This window comes from Indibacter alkaliphilus LW1 (assembly GCF_000295935.2).
Classification (GTDB): Bacteria; Bacteroidota; Bacteroidia; order Cytophagales; family Cyclobacteriaceae; genus Indibacter; species Indibacter alkaliphilus.
Genome location: NZ_ALWO02000005.1, coordinates 16,350 through 31,179, shown reverse-complemented (window position 1 = coordinate 31,179; position 14,830 = coordinate 16,350). Strand labels below are relative to the sequence as shown.

The 14,830-nt window shown below is 39.3% G+C and carries 15 protein-coding genes; 9 read left to right on the top strand and 6 right to left on the bottom strand.

Annotation, left to right across the window (positions count from 1 at the left end):
* Together A33Q_RS00590 and A33Q_RS00585 are read left to right on the top strand one after the other, a co-directional pair.
* Window positions 1-1,146 carry a DNA polymerase III subunit gamma/tau gene (locus tag A33Q_RS00590; RefSeq protein ID WP_009035648.1) on the top strand — a complete coding sequence of 382 codons (1,146 nt, stop codon included), beginning with the start codon at window positions 1-3 and terminating at the stop codon, window positions 1,144-1,146.
* A 242-nt stretch (window positions 1,147-1,388) separates the two neighbouring features.
* A complete protein-coding gene (locus A33Q_RS00585; RefSeq protein ID WP_009035647.1) occupies window positions 1,389-1,739 on the top strand; it encodes a hypothetical protein in 351 nt (116 codons plus the stop codon).
* On the opposite strand, the gene A33Q_RS00580 is transcribed toward A33Q_RS00585, so the two are convergent.
* The 4 genes from A33Q_RS00580 to A33Q_RS00565 are packed head-to-tail and all read right to left on the bottom strand — an operon-like array spanning window position 1,736 to window position 6,230.
* A complete protein-coding gene (locus tag A33Q_RS00580) occupies window positions 1,736-2,725 on the bottom strand; it encodes a DUF3078 domain-containing protein (protein ID WP_009035646.1) in 990 nt (329 codons plus the stop codon). The genes A33Q_RS00585 and A33Q_RS00580 overlap by 4 nt on opposite strands.
* A 24-nt stretch (window positions 2,726-2,749) precedes the next feature.
* Window positions 2,750-4,357, bottom strand: coding sequence for a LysM peptidoglycan-binding domain-containing protein (locus A33Q_RS00575; protein WP_009035645.1), 1,608 nt, complete (start codon window positions 4,355-4,357; stop codon window positions 2,750-2,752).
* Complete coding sequence (locus A33Q_RS00570) at window positions 4,354-4,998, bottom strand: O-methyltransferase (protein ID WP_009035644.1); 645 nt, start codon at window positions 4,996-4,998, stop codon at window positions 4,354-4,356. The genes A33Q_RS00575 and A33Q_RS00570 overlap by 4 nt, the downstream gene beginning before the upstream one ends.
* A 2-nt stretch (window positions 4,999-5,000) precedes the next feature.
* Window positions 5,001-6,230: a M16 family metallopeptidase gene (locus tag A33Q_RS00565; protein WP_040489574.1), complete on the bottom strand. Its 1,230-nt coding sequence runs from the start codon at window positions 6,228-6,230 to the stop codon at window positions 5,001-5,003.
* A gap of 358 nt (window positions 6,231-6,588) precedes the next feature.
* Between A33Q_RS00565 and A33Q_RS00560 the strand changes: the two genes are divergently transcribed.
* The 7 genes from A33Q_RS00560 (at window position 6,589) to A33Q_RS00530 (ending at window position 12,811) form a co-directional block, all read left to right on the top strand.
* Window positions 6,589-7,878: an aminopeptidase P family protein gene (locus A33Q_RS00560; RefSeq protein WP_009035642.1), complete on the top strand. Its 1,290-nt coding sequence runs from the start codon at window positions 6,589-6,591 to the stop codon at window positions 7,876-7,878.
* A 611-nt stretch (window positions 7,879-8,489) separates the two neighbouring features.
* The gene (locus A33Q_RS00555; RefSeq protein ID WP_016254425.1) at window positions 8,490-8,936 is read left to right on the top strand and encodes an NUDIX domain-containing protein; all 447 of its coding nucleotides are present in this window, start codon (window positions 8,490-8,492) and stop codon (window positions 8,934-8,936) included.
* 295 nt (window positions 8,937-9,231) lie between these two features.
* The gene (locus tag A33Q_RS00550) at window positions 9,232-10,548 is read left to right on the top strand and encodes a hypothetical protein (RefSeq protein ID WP_016254424.1); all 1,317 of its coding nucleotides are present in this window, start codon (window positions 9,232-9,234) and stop codon (window positions 10,546-10,548) included.
* Complete coding sequence (locus tag A33Q_RS00545; protein WP_009035639.1) at window positions 10,545-11,087, top strand: hypothetical protein; 543 nt, start codon at window positions 10,545-10,547, stop codon at window positions 11,085-11,087. The genes A33Q_RS00550 and A33Q_RS00545 overlap by 4 nt, the downstream gene beginning before the upstream one ends.
* A gap of 69 nt (window positions 11,088-11,156) precedes the next feature.
* The gene (locus A33Q_RS00540) at window positions 11,157-11,753 is read left to right on the top strand and encodes a hypothetical protein (RefSeq protein WP_009035638.1); all 597 of its coding nucleotides are present in this window, start codon (window positions 11,157-11,159) and stop codon (window positions 11,751-11,753) included.
* Window positions 11,754-12,151: 398 nt separating this feature from the next.
* Window positions 12,152-12,448, top strand: coding sequence for a type II toxin-antitoxin system HigB family toxin (locus tag A33Q_RS00535; protein WP_009035637.1), 297 nt, complete (start codon window positions 12,152-12,154; stop codon window positions 12,446-12,448).
* Between the two features lie 3 nt (window positions 12,449-12,451).
* The gene (locus A33Q_RS00530) at window positions 12,452-12,811 is read left to right on the top strand and encodes a helix-turn-helix domain-containing protein (RefSeq protein ID WP_009035636.1); all 360 of its coding nucleotides are present in this window, start codon (window positions 12,452-12,454) and stop codon (window positions 12,809-12,811) included.
* Between the two features lie 183 nt (window positions 12,812-12,994).
* Here the strand turns inward: A33Q_RS00530 and tsf are convergent, their stop codons facing one another.
* Window positions 12,995-13,825, bottom strand: a complete 831-nt coding sequence (gene tsf / locus A33Q_RS00525; protein ID WP_009035635.1) for a translation elongation factor Ts — start codon at window positions 13,823-13,825, stop codon at window positions 12,995-12,997.
* 227 nt (window positions 13,826-14,052) lie between these two features.
* Window positions 14,053-14,814 carry a 30S ribosomal protein S2 gene (gene rpsB, locus A33Q_RS00520; RefSeq protein ID WP_009035634.1) on the bottom strand — a complete coding sequence of 254 codons (762 nt, stop codon included), beginning with the start codon at window positions 14,812-14,814 and terminating at the stop codon, window positions 14,053-14,055.
* Window positions 14,815-14,830 lie beyond the last annotated feature (16 nt).

Genomic DNA, 14,830 nt, shown 5'->3' with positions numbered 1-14,830 from the left:
ATGGAAAATTTTGTTGTTTCAGCTAGAAAGTATAGACCTTCCAATTTTAAAAGTGTAGTGGGCCAAGGCCATATTACTACCACTTTAAAAAATGCCATCAAAAACAACCACCTGGCACAAGCATTTCTTTTTTGTGGTCCAAGAGGAGTAGGTAAAACTACCTGTGCAAGAATTCTGGCCAAAACCATCAACTGCGAGCATTTGACAGCTGATCACGAGGCATGCAACAAATGTGACTCCTGCCTGGCTTTCAACAACAACGCCTCTTTCAATGTGCACGAGCTGGATGCCGCATCAAACAATTCTGTGGACGACATCAGAAATCTCGTAGAGCAAGTCCGTTATGCCCCGCAACAAGGACAATATAAAGTCTACATCATTGATGAGGTCCACATGCTTTCCAATCAGGCCTTCAATGCCTTTTTGAAAACCCTGGAAGAGCCACCTAAGTATGCTATTTTTATCTTGGCTACTACCGAAAAACACAAAATAATTCCTACAATACTCTCCAGATGTCAGATTTTTGACTTCAACAGAATCCAGATCAATGACATTGCTGAACACCTTAAATACATTGCAGGAGAAGAAAAAATTGAATCTGAAGAAGAGGCTTTGAGACTGATTGCAACCAAAGCTGATGGCGCTTTGAGAGATGCATTATCCATATTCGATCTAATTGTCACTTATTCTGCAGGAAATAAGCTCACATATCAGGAAACGATAAATAATCTTCACATCCTGGATTATGACTATTACTTTAAAGTAGTCGAAGCCTTATTGGCAGGTAGCATTTCCAAGGTCCTGCTGATTTTTGACGAAATTCTCAAAAAAGGATTCGATGGACATAATTTTATCATAGGCTTGACAGAACACCTCCGTGACCTGATGGTCTGCAAGGATCCTGCGACTATAGAACTGATCCAAGTTTCTGATGCTGCGAAAGAAAGATACATGCATCAATCTCAGGAAGCACACATTTCCTTTCTTTTGACCGCCTTGAATATTTGCAATCAATGCGACATCCATTATAAGGCCAGCAAAAACCAAAGACTACATGTGGAGTTGGCCTTGATGAAAATAGCCAAAATTCCACAGGCTATTTCCTTGGCAGCACTGGCTCAGGAAGAGTCAAAAAAAAAAGCCTGAGTGAACCCAACTCCAATGGCAAATCTGAAGAAGTAGCCCCTGCCCTATTCAAAGATGCCAATCCATTTGCTGCCAAAAAAAGCCCTGTTCAAAAGACCCTTTCCATCCCAAGCAGCATCCAAGAAGCTAAGAAAAAAGTAGAGGAGAAAAAAGTTACCCCTACACAATCAGAGGAAACCAAAGAAGTAAAAGAGGAAATAGCCCAACCCGAAATCGGCAAGGAACACTATGATGAGAATCATGTGAAAAATGCTCTTTTTGAACTTGCAGATTCTTTTAGAATTCAGAACAGAAGTTTGGAAAGCACTATCCTGAAGCAACCTTTCCGATTGGGAGAGTCAAAAATCACTTTTAAACTGATTGGCGAAATCCAGGAAGACATCTTCCAAAAAATCAGACCTGAAGTACTCAAGCTTCTTCGCTCAAAACTCAATAATGACTCAGTGCAAATTGATTTTGAAATCACAGAGGAAACGGAAGATCCATCAGTCAGAAAACTTTACACGAACACTGACAAGCTGATGTTCTTACTGGAAAAATCTCCCGCCTTGAAAGAATTACAAAAGAGATTTGGACTGGAAACAGACTTCTAAAAATCCAGTCCTATCCCAAAGTTGATCATATTCTGTAACTGAACAGCCTGTCGGGGAGGGCCCTGCTCTTGCTGGATAAACACACTTTCATCATAAATCAACACTGTTTCAATCCTGGTAGTGATAAATTTATTCACTTTCATGGAGATGACGGAATTGAAATTGACTACGAAATTGCCCAGCTTTTCAAAATTGGAGAACATGTTGAGATCAGCTCTCCAACGGATATTTTCCAATAATTGTATATCTGTGGTAGAACCAAAAGAAATACCGGCCTCTGCCCTGACCATCTCTCCTGCCAAGACCCCAAAAGCTCCAGCATTGCTCAGAGAGTCGTCCATGACAATGGTAAATCTCCCTGTAAAAGGGGAGGCTATCAGTGAGACCTTATCTTTGTTTTTGTACTCTTTTCTATAATTGAGACCTGTGGATGACTGTACATAAGCTGGCGCCAACAAATCCGAAATTCTGTTTCTGGCATCCTCTTCTGCTCCCGCTGGCCGGAAGTACCTATACCCGGACAACAACTGCGTTCTTGCATCTATCTGAGTGGAGAGGTACCATACATCTGTCAGTTCTCTACCATATTTACTGATAAAAATAAAGTTATCATTTGTTTTCCTGGTCTGAAATCTCCTGTCAGAAATCCTATTAAAACCAAAATTGACAGTGAGCTTGGAATCCCAAATGATCCTATCCTTTTTGTAATTCGCAAACATGATCAATCCCGTATTCAAAGCCATATTGCTCACCCCTCCTGCATTCCAATTTGAAAGGCTGACTTGTTGAATACTCAGATTGAAATTCCCTCCTTTTTCCCAAAAAATGGGCTTCACCTTTTCTTTGATGATCACAGAGTCTCCCAACATGATGATTGTATCTCCACTGATCAATAACGTATCCGCCAAAATCAAGGGATCCTGCGCACGGACCAAGTGTGCATGGACAGCAAATAACAATAAAAACAGTAGAAGTTTTCTAAACATTATCGGTGCCGGGTTAGCAGAAAATTAGGGTTTGTTGATAGTGATTTTTTGTCCAACTTTAATGGTATTATCAGTCAGGCCATTCCATCTGCGGATGTCGTCTACCGAAACACCATACTTTTGACTGAGCCTGAACAATGTTTCTCCCTGAAGTACTGTATGTACTACCCTACCCTGGTTGGAGCTGACCCGGGGGGTTGAAGCTGGAGTATTTGCAGCCGGCACATTTGAAACCACATCGGAGGAAGTACTTACAGGTGTATTTGAACCTTGCTCTGAAGATGCAATTATTTTCTTGTATTCAGAGGCAGGTACAAAAGGAATTTCCTCTCCCCGCTTCCTAGGCTGTCTCAGGTTTAAAATCATTCCTGCCCTCAGATCTCTATCCTCCCTGATCCTATTCTTTGATTTTAAAGAAGAAAGTTTGATTCCATACATCTGGGAGATTGACCAGAGCGTTTCTCCAGGCTGTACCACATGCTCTTCTACTTCCGCCTTTCCTTTCTTAGGCCGTGTATAGTAGTATTGACCAGCCTCCACAGGCTCATCTTTATCCAGGTCATTGATGCGCCTGAACCTTCTTTCACGAATCCCAATATCATCTGTGAATTTTTCTTGACTTGTATTTTTATCAGCCAATACACCGTCAATGTTGTTAATCTGAATTTGGTTTGGTTGAGAAGCTTTTTGGGTATTTCCGGTGACTTTTGGGAAGGCAGAAGCTGTAGTCACCACTTTTTGGGTTTGTTGCTGATTTTGATTGCTAACTTCTCTTTGAATCACCGCAGGGTTTGCCTGCTGAATACCCTCTTTGATATATACAATAGAATAAGGCTTATCACCGGGAATATTACCTCTTACTGTCCAAGTATTGTACTCTTTCAAATGCGCTTCTGTCACCCCTAGTCGTGGAGCCACTGCTTTCAAAGTTGTTGGCCCCTGGATTCGTACCTCATCCAAAAAACCCGAATTACTTACCAACACCCCAAGTTGATTTTCAAAAGCTACTTTATGAGCCAGAAATTTTTTAAAGTACCAATGGGAATTCCTATCAATTTCTACAACCCTCTTTCCATTATACTGGGTCCCAAAGTAGGATTTTGCACCACCTAGCCCCATTTGATAAGATACCAAAGCACACATCCAATTGTCAAAAGCCTGATTGTGTTTTTTGAGATATAATGCGGCTCCTCTTGAAGATGAAACAATATTCTTTCTTTCATCTATCTGATTGTCGACGCGTAGAAATACTTCCTCAGCAGTGCCTTGCTTAAACTGCCAAAAACCAACAGCATTAGATGTTGACACTGCATCTGAGATCAATCCTGATTCCTGAATGACGAGGTATTTAAGATCTTCTGGTACACCGGCATTTCGAAACTCCCTTTCTACATAAGGCATAAAAAGACTTGCCCGCTCTGCCTTCATTCTGAAGTAACTAGGATTCCGATAGAGGGCATCTACATCCAATTGTATCTCCCTTCTAGCTTGTTCATTGATCCTTACCAAAAGATCGGCAAACTGTATCTCCCTAGGAACTTGAGGAATTTGAGCCAAAGCCGAAAAAGCCAAAAAGAAGATCAAAGGGAAAATAAAAAGTCCTTTAAGCTTAAGCGATGTAATTTCTCTCATAATTTTCTTGCCAACATTAATCCATCCCTGATGGGTAACAATACATTTTCCACCCTCGGGTCATCCTGAATCATCTGATTGTATTCCAAAATGATTTTTGTGTCTTTATCCACCTTTTTGCCTTGCTCGACCAATACTTTCCCTGACCACAAAACGTTGTCTGCCAAAATGATGCCACCTGGATTCACCCTATCAACGACCAAATTGTAATAGTTGATATAATTGGCTTTATCTGCATCAATAAAGACGAAATCGAAAGTGCCTGGCAAATTCGGGATTAGATCCAATGCATTGCCCAATCTGTATTCTATTTTATCGGTCAAGCCTGCCAATTCAAAGAATCCCCTGACCATACTTTCAAGTTCATCATTGATGTCCAGCGTAATCAGTTTACCTCCCTCAGAAAGCCCTCTGGCCATACAAATACCTGAGTAACCCGTATAAGTCCCAATCTCCAAGATAACCTTTGGTCTATGTAATTTGACCAAGAGTTCCAGCGTTTTTCCCTGCAGATGCCCTGAAAGCATTCTAGGCATCATTACTTTTGCCTGCGTTTCTCTGGAAATCTGAGCCAAAACATCATCTTCCGGACTGGTATGTTCCTCACAATATTTTAGTAATTCAGCAGAAATAAACTCCATAATCAAACAGGTAGGTAAGTAAGAAAACTCAATTGATCCGGCGCATAAACTTCGTTGGCTATATCCTGAAGCTCTTCTGCACTGGTATTTCTTATGATTTCAAAGATAGTATCCAAGGAATCAATTTTCCCTTTATCCAGAAGATTTTTCCCAAAAACCAACATCAAAGCGGCATAATTCTCCTCAGCCATAGCCATCTGACCAATTGCCTGTTCTTTGGCCATGTGCAATTGCATTACCCCCAATTTTTTCATCCTTAGCCTCTCCATTTCTTTCAAAACCAGTTTTCGTGCACGGTTGAGAGTATTGGGCTCAGTTCCGAAAAACACTCCAAAAAAACCTGTATCAGAATAAGTTTGATAATGGGATTCCACACTGTAAACATAGCCATACTTTTCCCGAAGAGACAAATTCAATTTGGAATTCATGCTGGGACCACCTAGGATGTTATTCAGAAGGTACAGTTTGAACCTCCTTGAATCATGTAAGGAAAAAGCCGGTTGACCCAAAGCACAATGAGACTGGGTAATTTCTTTTTCCACCACTTTTGATTTCGGAATATAAGTGGAAAAATCACTTCTCACATAAAGACTTCTCTTCCTGGGGATTTGGGATAAAAATCCTTCCACTTTCTGAAGGACTTTTTTAAATGGAATGTTCCCCACAACTGAAAACACAACCTGAGTAGTATCTAATCTGGTTGAAATAAACTCAAAAAAATCCTCTTGACTAAAGTTGCTTACAGTCTCTTCTCTTCCCAGAATATTCCTTCCCAGAGCGTGTCCCTCAAAAACCAGCTCATCAAAATCATCCTGAATCGAATCATCCGGAGAATCTCTGTACATGGACATTTCCTCCAAAATTACCTGTCTTTCTTTTTCAATCTGCTTTTTTGGAAAAGTGCTGTTGAAGGTAATGTCGCAAAGTAATTCGGCCGCCTTTCCAAAATGCTCTTTTAAGGTACTTGAATAAAAACAAATCTTCTCTTTGGTCGTGTACGCATTGAGTTCTCCCCCGAGCGACTCTAGCCTGTTGATAATGTGATAAGCTTTTCTTTTTTTGGTACCCTTGAAGGCCATATGCTCCCAAAAGTGGGCCAAGCCTTCTTCCTCTTTAGTTTCATCCCGGCTTCCTATGTTTAGGATAAATCCGCAATGCACCATTCGTGTATGAGAGATTTCCTGATGTAGAATTCTTATGCCGTTTGGCAATTCCTTTAGGTTATACTGCATGCAAACTTTTTTCGGTAACTGGAATCAATTTTCACTTCTGAAAGTAACACCCAGCAGCCTCAACTGATTCAATTACAAAAATAAAAGTGTTTTTGGGATTACAACAAATCTCCATAAATACTCAGGGACAGCCCCCATTTTCCTAGAATAAATTATCTTTGTCTGTCAACTTGAAGTCGGTTTTACCTGTAATATCAAAATATCCAACTAATATCAATTCATTATCTATAAATTAAAAAACAAGCTCAAGTGACCCAACCCCATATTTCAATGTATTTCCAAGTGTTTCTACTATATTTCAATATCAATTAATACCCATCCAGTATCTACCTAATATCTATAAATATCTATCAAACCCATGAAATACACCCCTCTCCCAAATACACTATATATCAAAAACAGAAAAAAGCTGGCTGAAAAGCTCCCAAGTAAATCCTTGGCAGTTTTCCATTCCAATGACATCATGCCTACCAACGCAGATGGCACCATGAAATTCAGGCAGAACAATGACCTTTTATACCTTTCGGGAATAGATCAGGAAGAAAGTATTCTGGTCATTTGCCCGGATTTCCCAGACCCTGACATGAGGGAAATTCTTTTTTTGAGGGAAACCAACGAGCATATCGCAATTTGGGAAGGGCACAAATACACCAAAGAGGAAGCCCAAGAAGCCTCAGGAATAGAAAATATACAATGGCTGGACAAGTTTGATAATATATTCAACACTCTGATCTCCTTGAGCGAGCATGTATTCCTCAATACCAATGAGCATCTGCGTGCTGGCACTGTAGTGGAAACCAGAGACGCCAGATTTATCAAATCCTGCAAAGAAAGGTATCCATTACATCAATACCACCGGGCTGCCCCCTTGATGCATCAGCTTAGGGCAGTAAAAGAACAGGAAGAAATAGATCAGATGCAGATCGCCTGCGACATTACCGAAAAAGGATTCAGAAGAATCCTCTCATTTGTCAAGCCCGGGGTGACTGAATATGAAATTGAAGCGGAGTTTATCCATGAATTCATCAAAAACAGGAGCAAAGGTTTTGCTTATGAACCTATCATAGCCTCTGGAGCCAATGCTTGTGTGCTACATTACCTGGAAAATAAGGAAACCTGCAAAGGCGGTGATCTGATACTTTTTGACGTAGGTGCTGAATACGGCAATTACAATGCGGACATGTCCAGAACCATACCTGTTAACGGCAGATTTACCCCACGTCAGCGCTCCGTCTATGAGGCTGTGCTGAGGGTGCAAAAAGGAGCAATGGACATTTTAAGACCTGGTATCAATATTCAGGAGTATCATAAAGAAGTCGGCCTGATGATGCAGGCGGAGCTGCTGGGGTTGGGCTTGATCGACCAAACAGACATACAAAACCAGGATCCCAAGTGGCCTGCTTACAAAAAGTATTTTATGCACGGTACTTCCCACCATCTAGGTTTGGACGTACATGATGTCGGGACCATGTATGAACCGATCAGCTCCGGAATGGTATTTACGGTAGAACCTGGCATCTATATTCCTGAAGAAAACCTTGGAATCCGCTTAGAAAACAACATTGTGATCCAAGATAATGGCTACCTGGATCTGATGCGCAATATCCCTATTGAGGTAGAGGAGATTGAGGAGCTGATGAATAAATGATTTTGATTTACGAAATACGATTGACGATTTACGAGGGGCAGAGATAAGTGATAAGTAGTTTCATTTAGGAATGGGATTTTTGGGAATTGTAAGGAATATCGAATTTCGAATGATGAATGATGAATCAAGAAGGGAGTTACGAAGTACGATTTACGAGGGGCAGAGGTAAGGGATGTCAATTGTACTTGGTAAGGTGAATTCTGGAAGGATATCGAATTTCGAATGATGAATAATGAATAATGAAGGAGAGGTCACCCGATGTTTGAGGGAGCCCAGCCCTGTAAGGGCGAATAATGTAATAGCCCAGGGTTTCAACCCTGGGGTTTGAGCCAGAACGTTGAAATTGTTTTTGGCCGAGGGATGTCAAAGAGTGAGAATTGCGGCCCGCCAAAAACAGGGAAGGGATGAAGGGAGTTACGAATTACGAAGTACGATTTACGAGGGGCAGAGGTAAGGTGTGCCTGAATGTAATAGGAAACTGGGAATTTTGGAATGGTGAGGAATATCGAATGATGAATAATGAACAATGAATCAATGAATCAATGAACCAACAATTCAACAGTTCTCCAATTAATCAATTCATCAGTTCCACAAAAATTAACCTTTTCTTTATGACCTATTCATATAATTTCCCGAGGCCGGCAGTTACTGTAGATGCTGTAGTGGTATGTACCGAAAAAAATAGCATTCTCCTGATAAAAAGGAAAAATGATCCATTTAAAGGTCAATGGGCTTTGCCCGGTGGCTTTGTGGATGAAGATGAAATCCCCGAAAAAGCTGTTCAAAGGGAACTGAATGAAGAAACAAGTCTTGAGCTAAAGCCATTAAGCATGATCGGGGTTTTTGGAGAAAAAGGCCGAGATCCAAGAGGGTGGACAATTTCTGTTGCCTACTATTTCGAATGTATTGAGGGGCTGATGTCAATGGCAAAATCCGGATCGGACAGTGCTGAAACTGAATGGTTCCCGACATCTGAACTTCCGGAATTGGCATTTGACCATAAGAAGATTATTGCGAAAGCTTTGGACGGAAAGGATCGAAGCAAAAAAACTCAGTAGGAAATTGGATATTGAATCCATCTCTTAAACTTCTATTTTAAACATGCGATTTTTTTCAAGATCCAACATGCTACATGCCAACACCTACGTGATTATAGGATTTTTTTTAAAATTCTCCATATAAAACAAATCCTATAAAAATAACCTTAAAAGGATGATTAAATAATATTTTTTCTTCATTAATGATTTTTATTGTACTTTTCAAATATTATTTTTTATCATAATTATTTGTGACCTAATTTTTATTTCATTATTATTGAAAACTATATATTTATTTTAATTTGAATTTTACTTAATGAAACACTATCTATCTATCTATCTATCTATCTCAATAGTAACCTTATTGGGATTTAGTTCCTGCCAAGAAAGTGGTCAGGATGAATTAAAAGAGGGACTTGAAACAATGCTAAAAGATCAAGATCCAGTCGCTTATGAAAATAAGCTAAAAGAATTAACCCTATTTATGGGAGAGGTATTCAAGGATCCTGAGGCAAGGAGGGAGTTGTTTGACCTAGCTAAAGCGGATGAATATGAAGAGGATATTTCATATAGTTTAAAAACTTTATTAGAAACAAACCAAAATCCAAACACGAGACAAGGTTCCGCAATAGTACAAGCTTTCTACAAAAATGCTGAAAACCATCGACTTGCTCAAGAAGAAGATTTTGATGAACAAGAATTGATTCATTTTATCAATGAAAACGAAATCAGTATGTTGGCTCCATATATGATCGGGTATTTTGAACCGGAGTCACTTACTGAACTTACAGTTTCTTGGTGGACGGAAGAAATGGAGTTGGAAGGATTGACCCAAGACCCAAATTGGAAAGGTGAAACTCCAGGTTTTAAATTAAATATAAATGATGAAGATAATTTTATCCAATTTCGAAAATCAGAAGCAAACTATTTTTCAAATGAAATGATTTATGCTGATGATGATTATGCTTTAGATAATCCAACTGTTGTTTTTGGTAGTTTTGGAGATGATGCAAGTCTGGACCCAGGCGATGGTGGAATAATCGGCGGAACAAATCCTCCCAACCCACCGTCTTCAAATTTTGTAAACCATGCTTCATGTGATGACTTAACACAGAATAGTATTGTCAGATTAACTATGCCTAAGTTTAGATTAACAAGTTCTATTAGATCTTGGCCACATCCTGACAAAATATCATTATGTATAGTTTTAGGGGCTACTTCAGGAAACAATGGAATTACATCAAGACCATTTTATGAAGAAAAAGTTACTCGATGGCATGCTCAAAATGACGCTTGGGTAACTACACCTGCCTCTTTCATAATAAATAATTGGCAAGATAGACAAGTTGATATGGCATTTGTAGTTTTTAATCGAAGACCTTATGCAGGGAGACAAGAATTTACTGCAAGTGTATCGGTTAAAAATGGAGAAACTACATCAACCCAAACAGCTACTGTAGGAGGATGGGCTAGGTCTCAAAGATATGCAAATACAGTTTTCAATAGATGTGGAACAATTAACGACCCGTACCGAAATAAGGATTTTGGAATAACACCACATAATGGAACCCAATTTGGGATAGAGAAATTACGTGACTTCGAATTCATTTTAGTTCCAGAAATCACACTATGAAAAATATAATCCCCATTGTTTTACTATTCTCCCTCATAGCCTTCAATTCCTATTGTCAAACAGAATTAGGGCTTTTCCCTCAGCTTGGAATAGGGACTCAAACCGATATTCCAAACAGGGAGACTGTAGCAGGTGCTTCTATAGGTCTTGGCTTAGATTTTAAAAATCAAGGAAACAGGTGGCAAGCAGTATTAACCCTCAGCAAATTTTCCAACCAGAAACTTAGCGATTTGACATATCATGGGTTTAAATCATGGACTGCTAGCTTACAGTTTGGACGACAATGGGAAACTAACTTCTCTATTGGCAATAACAATATCCTAGTAGGAGCAGGAGGTATGGTGATTTCATCACTTCAGCCAAATGTTGCCCCAGGTAGGGACAGAACCGTCAGCTATCCGGCCTTAGGGATTTATGGAAGAATTTTATACCCCATTGGATCCCAAAATTCTCCATTTTTGGTTTTTTATGAACCTTCCATATTTGGTGAAGGCTTCATGAGGAACCTTTTGGGCATAGCCTATAAACTAAATCCGTAAATAACTGACTCATTGTATATATTTCTAAATAATTTATATATAAATTCTTACGAATAGCTAAATCCAATCATGTTGAAAACTTTATGGATTACCATTTTCTTAGTTTGCTTGTTCTCTTTTGAAAGCTTGGCACAAAGCAAAAGCCAATGGTACCTAGGAGGAAGGCTCTCTTCTGTAAGCCATGGCCATTTCAAAGAAGGAAATGACTTTGGTGCAGGTTTGTTTGTTTCTAATAAAAGACCTGTATGGAGCAAACACCAACTCATCTGGAACAATGAACTTGGTTTTGATGCACTTCTGCCCTGCAATAGACCAGAAGGATGTAGGTCTTGGTGGTACGAGCGCAGTGCCAGGTTTTATACAGGTTTGGAGAAAAATTTCATATTATTCAACCAAAACCTGTCCTTTGGCGCAGGTGTGAACTTCTTTTATGGCAGCCAAATGTCAACACGCATAACCGTTAGAAGTACCGATCATATCAACAATGTATCAAGCACATCGATCTACAAATCTTACGAGCAGGTGTTCAGTTATTTCCAGCCGGGGGCCAGAATTGGTTATCAAAATAAAAAGTTCACTGACCAAATTCACTTCTACCTAGGCTATGATTGGATTTGGAACAATCACTTGACAAGTTTTTCGATGTATTACCGAATCAGAAATTAACAAAAAGCTAGATATAGAAGCTCCCATAGTATTAGGCGTCTAGGGTTCATAACTAGTCCCGCCAGGTTTTGAAAACAGTAAACCCTTGAGGTCTTCGTGACCTCAAGGGTTTGGTGATTATGCAGTTTAAAAAAAGACTTCGAGTCAAATGTTTCAAGAAAATCCCTATCGATCCCAAAGGGATCATATGTTTATAGCAACGATCAACATATGAAGGGTACGACCCCGGCAGGGGTCGAATTGACCGAGTTAAATATTTTTTTAATCATGTGATCTACCCACAGTCTAACTTTCTCTTTTAAGAAACTTCGTCTGTAAGTTGAAAAGTATGGGAAGTTAATTACATATTTCATAACTTTGTTCTATAATATAGAATAATTCATTCTTATAAAAATTTAATGAGAATTGTCACTTACAAACGAATACAAGAATTTGCAAAGAAACATGCTGATTCTGAATTGGCACTGCGCTTCTGGTATTCTACTACAAGTAAGAAAGACTGGAGTTCATTAAATGACATAAAAAACGATTTCAATTCAGTTGACTATGTGGGCAATCATCGATTTGTTTTTAATATCAAAGGAAATACATATCGGTTGATTGCAATTATATCATTCAATGCAAAAAAGGTTTATATCAGATTCATCGGTACACATGCTGAGTATGATAAAATAAAGGACATTCAAAACATTTGAATCATGATTAAGTCTGAAAAAGAATATAATGCTATTATAGAAAGGATCGAAGAACTACTTTCCAATCCAGATAATATAGAAAATCCTGATGAAAAAGGATTTGTAGAATTGAACCTACTTTCTGACTTAGTAGCAGACTATGAAGAGAAGCACCACGCGATAATGGCTCCTACTTTGGCAGAAGCAATAAGACTCCGCATGCAAGAAAGAGGTTTAACACAAAAATCATTATCAGAATACCTTGGTGTAAGTACCTCCAGGATCAGCGAGTACCTGAATGGGAAAAGTGAACCGACACTAAAAATCGCAAGAGAAATCAGCAAAAAGCTAGATATCGAAGCTTCTATTGTATTGGGAGTCTAGAGTTGAAGAGACCTGTAAATCCTTATTGTCTTCCAGACCTCGAGAGTTTAAATTGGATTTTATGGGTAAAACCTTCGAGGTTTTGAAAACCTCAAAGGTTATAAAAAAAGCCGACCCCTTTCGAAGTCAGCTTTTATCCTATGTTTTAATCATAAATTTGAGATCTAAAATCTAAAATCCCAATTATCCAATAGACACTCTCTTGAAAGCAGCTACGGTCATGCCTTTGCTTACACTGTCAAGGTACTGAGCAATAGACTTGCTGTTGTCCTTTACAAATGCCTGGCTAAGCAAAGTATTTTCTTTGTAGAACTTGTTCAGTTTGCCCAGAGCGATTTTCTCCAGCATCTCTTCCGGCTTGCCTTCCTGTCTTGCCTGGTCTTTACCAACTTCGATTTCTCTTTCTACAACTGAAGAGTCCACACCGTCTTTATCAACAGCTACTGGGTTCATGGCAGCAATCTGCATGGCCACATCTTTACCTGCATCTTCTACGTCCGCACCACTGGTATTGGTCAAGGCTACTAAAACACCCAATTTGCCATTGGAGTGGATGTAAGGCACTACTGCTTCACCTGTAACTTTTTCAAAGTGGGAAATCTCGATTTTTTCACCGATTTTACCGGTCATCTCTACAATTTTCTCAGCAACGGTGATGTTTTCGAATGGAAGCGCATTTACTTCTTCAGCAGACTTGGCGTTGTTAGACACCGCAAGCTCTAAAAGTGTATTGGCAAAAGCCACAAACTCGTCATTTTTGGCAACGAAGTCAGTTTCACATGTCAAAGACAAAAGTGTACCTTCAGAACCATTGTCACTCACGTGAGTAACAATAGTACCTTCTTTGGTTTCTCTGTCAGCTCTGGAAGCAGATACTTTTTGGCCTTTTTTTCTAAGGATATCGACAGCTTTTTCAAAGTCACCTTCCGCTTCAGTAAGGGCTTTTTTACAGTCCATCATACCGGCTCCGGTCATTTGTCTCAATTTGTTTACTTCTTGTGCAGTAATAGCCATTGTTTTCGTCAATTTATGAGATTAAACTTTTTTCTATTTTTTGAGCGAGACCTGTCAACTTTTGAATTTCGACAGTATCCCAAGATGAAACCTTCGAGGTTTAAACTATCATAAGTTTAGACCAAAAGAATCTGAAAAACCTCAAAGGTTTGGTAAAAACAAAAAATTGAACACAGGCCAAGACCACATGTTCAATTTTTTTGTATTGTATATTATTTCAATGTGGATTACTCTTCAGTTCCGGCATCCACAGCTTTTTTAGCTTCTTCCTCTTCAGAAAGTTTAGCTTCTTCTTTGTCTTTTTTCCTTTCAGAAAGACCTTCTTCTATAGCTGCTCCGAATGCTTTCACCAATAAAGAGATAGATTTGAATGCATCGTCATTGGCAGGGATTGGGAAATCTACTTCTCCTGGATTGGAGTTAGTATCTACCAAAGCGAATACAGGGATACCAAGCTTTTGTGCTTCCGCGATTGCAATATGTTCTCTTTTGATGTCCACGATAAAGAGGGCTGCAGGAAGTCTTGTGAGGTCAGCGATACCGCCAAGTACAGACTCCAGTTTTTCTCTTTGTCTGGTAATCATCAGACGTTCTTTCTTCGCCATATTCTTGTAAGCATCTTCCTTCATCAATTTGTCGATGGAAGACATTTTCTTCAAGGATTTGCGGATTGTAGCGAAGTTAGTCAACATACCACCTAACCATCTTTCGGTTACGTAAGGCATGTTCAGTCTTTTTGCTTCGTCAGCTACCAAGTCTTTCGCCTGCTTTTTAGTAGCAACGAACATGACTTTTTTACCTGAGCGAACGATCTGCTTGATTGCGTTGGATGCTTCTTCAAGGCAAACGAGCGTTTTGTTTAGGTCAATGATATGGATACCGTTCTTCTCCATGAAGATGTACGGCGCCATTCTAGGATCCCACTTTCTTGTTAAGTGTCCAAAGTGAACACCAGCATCCAGTAAGTCTTTATATTCTATTTGTGCCATTAATAAATGATATAGT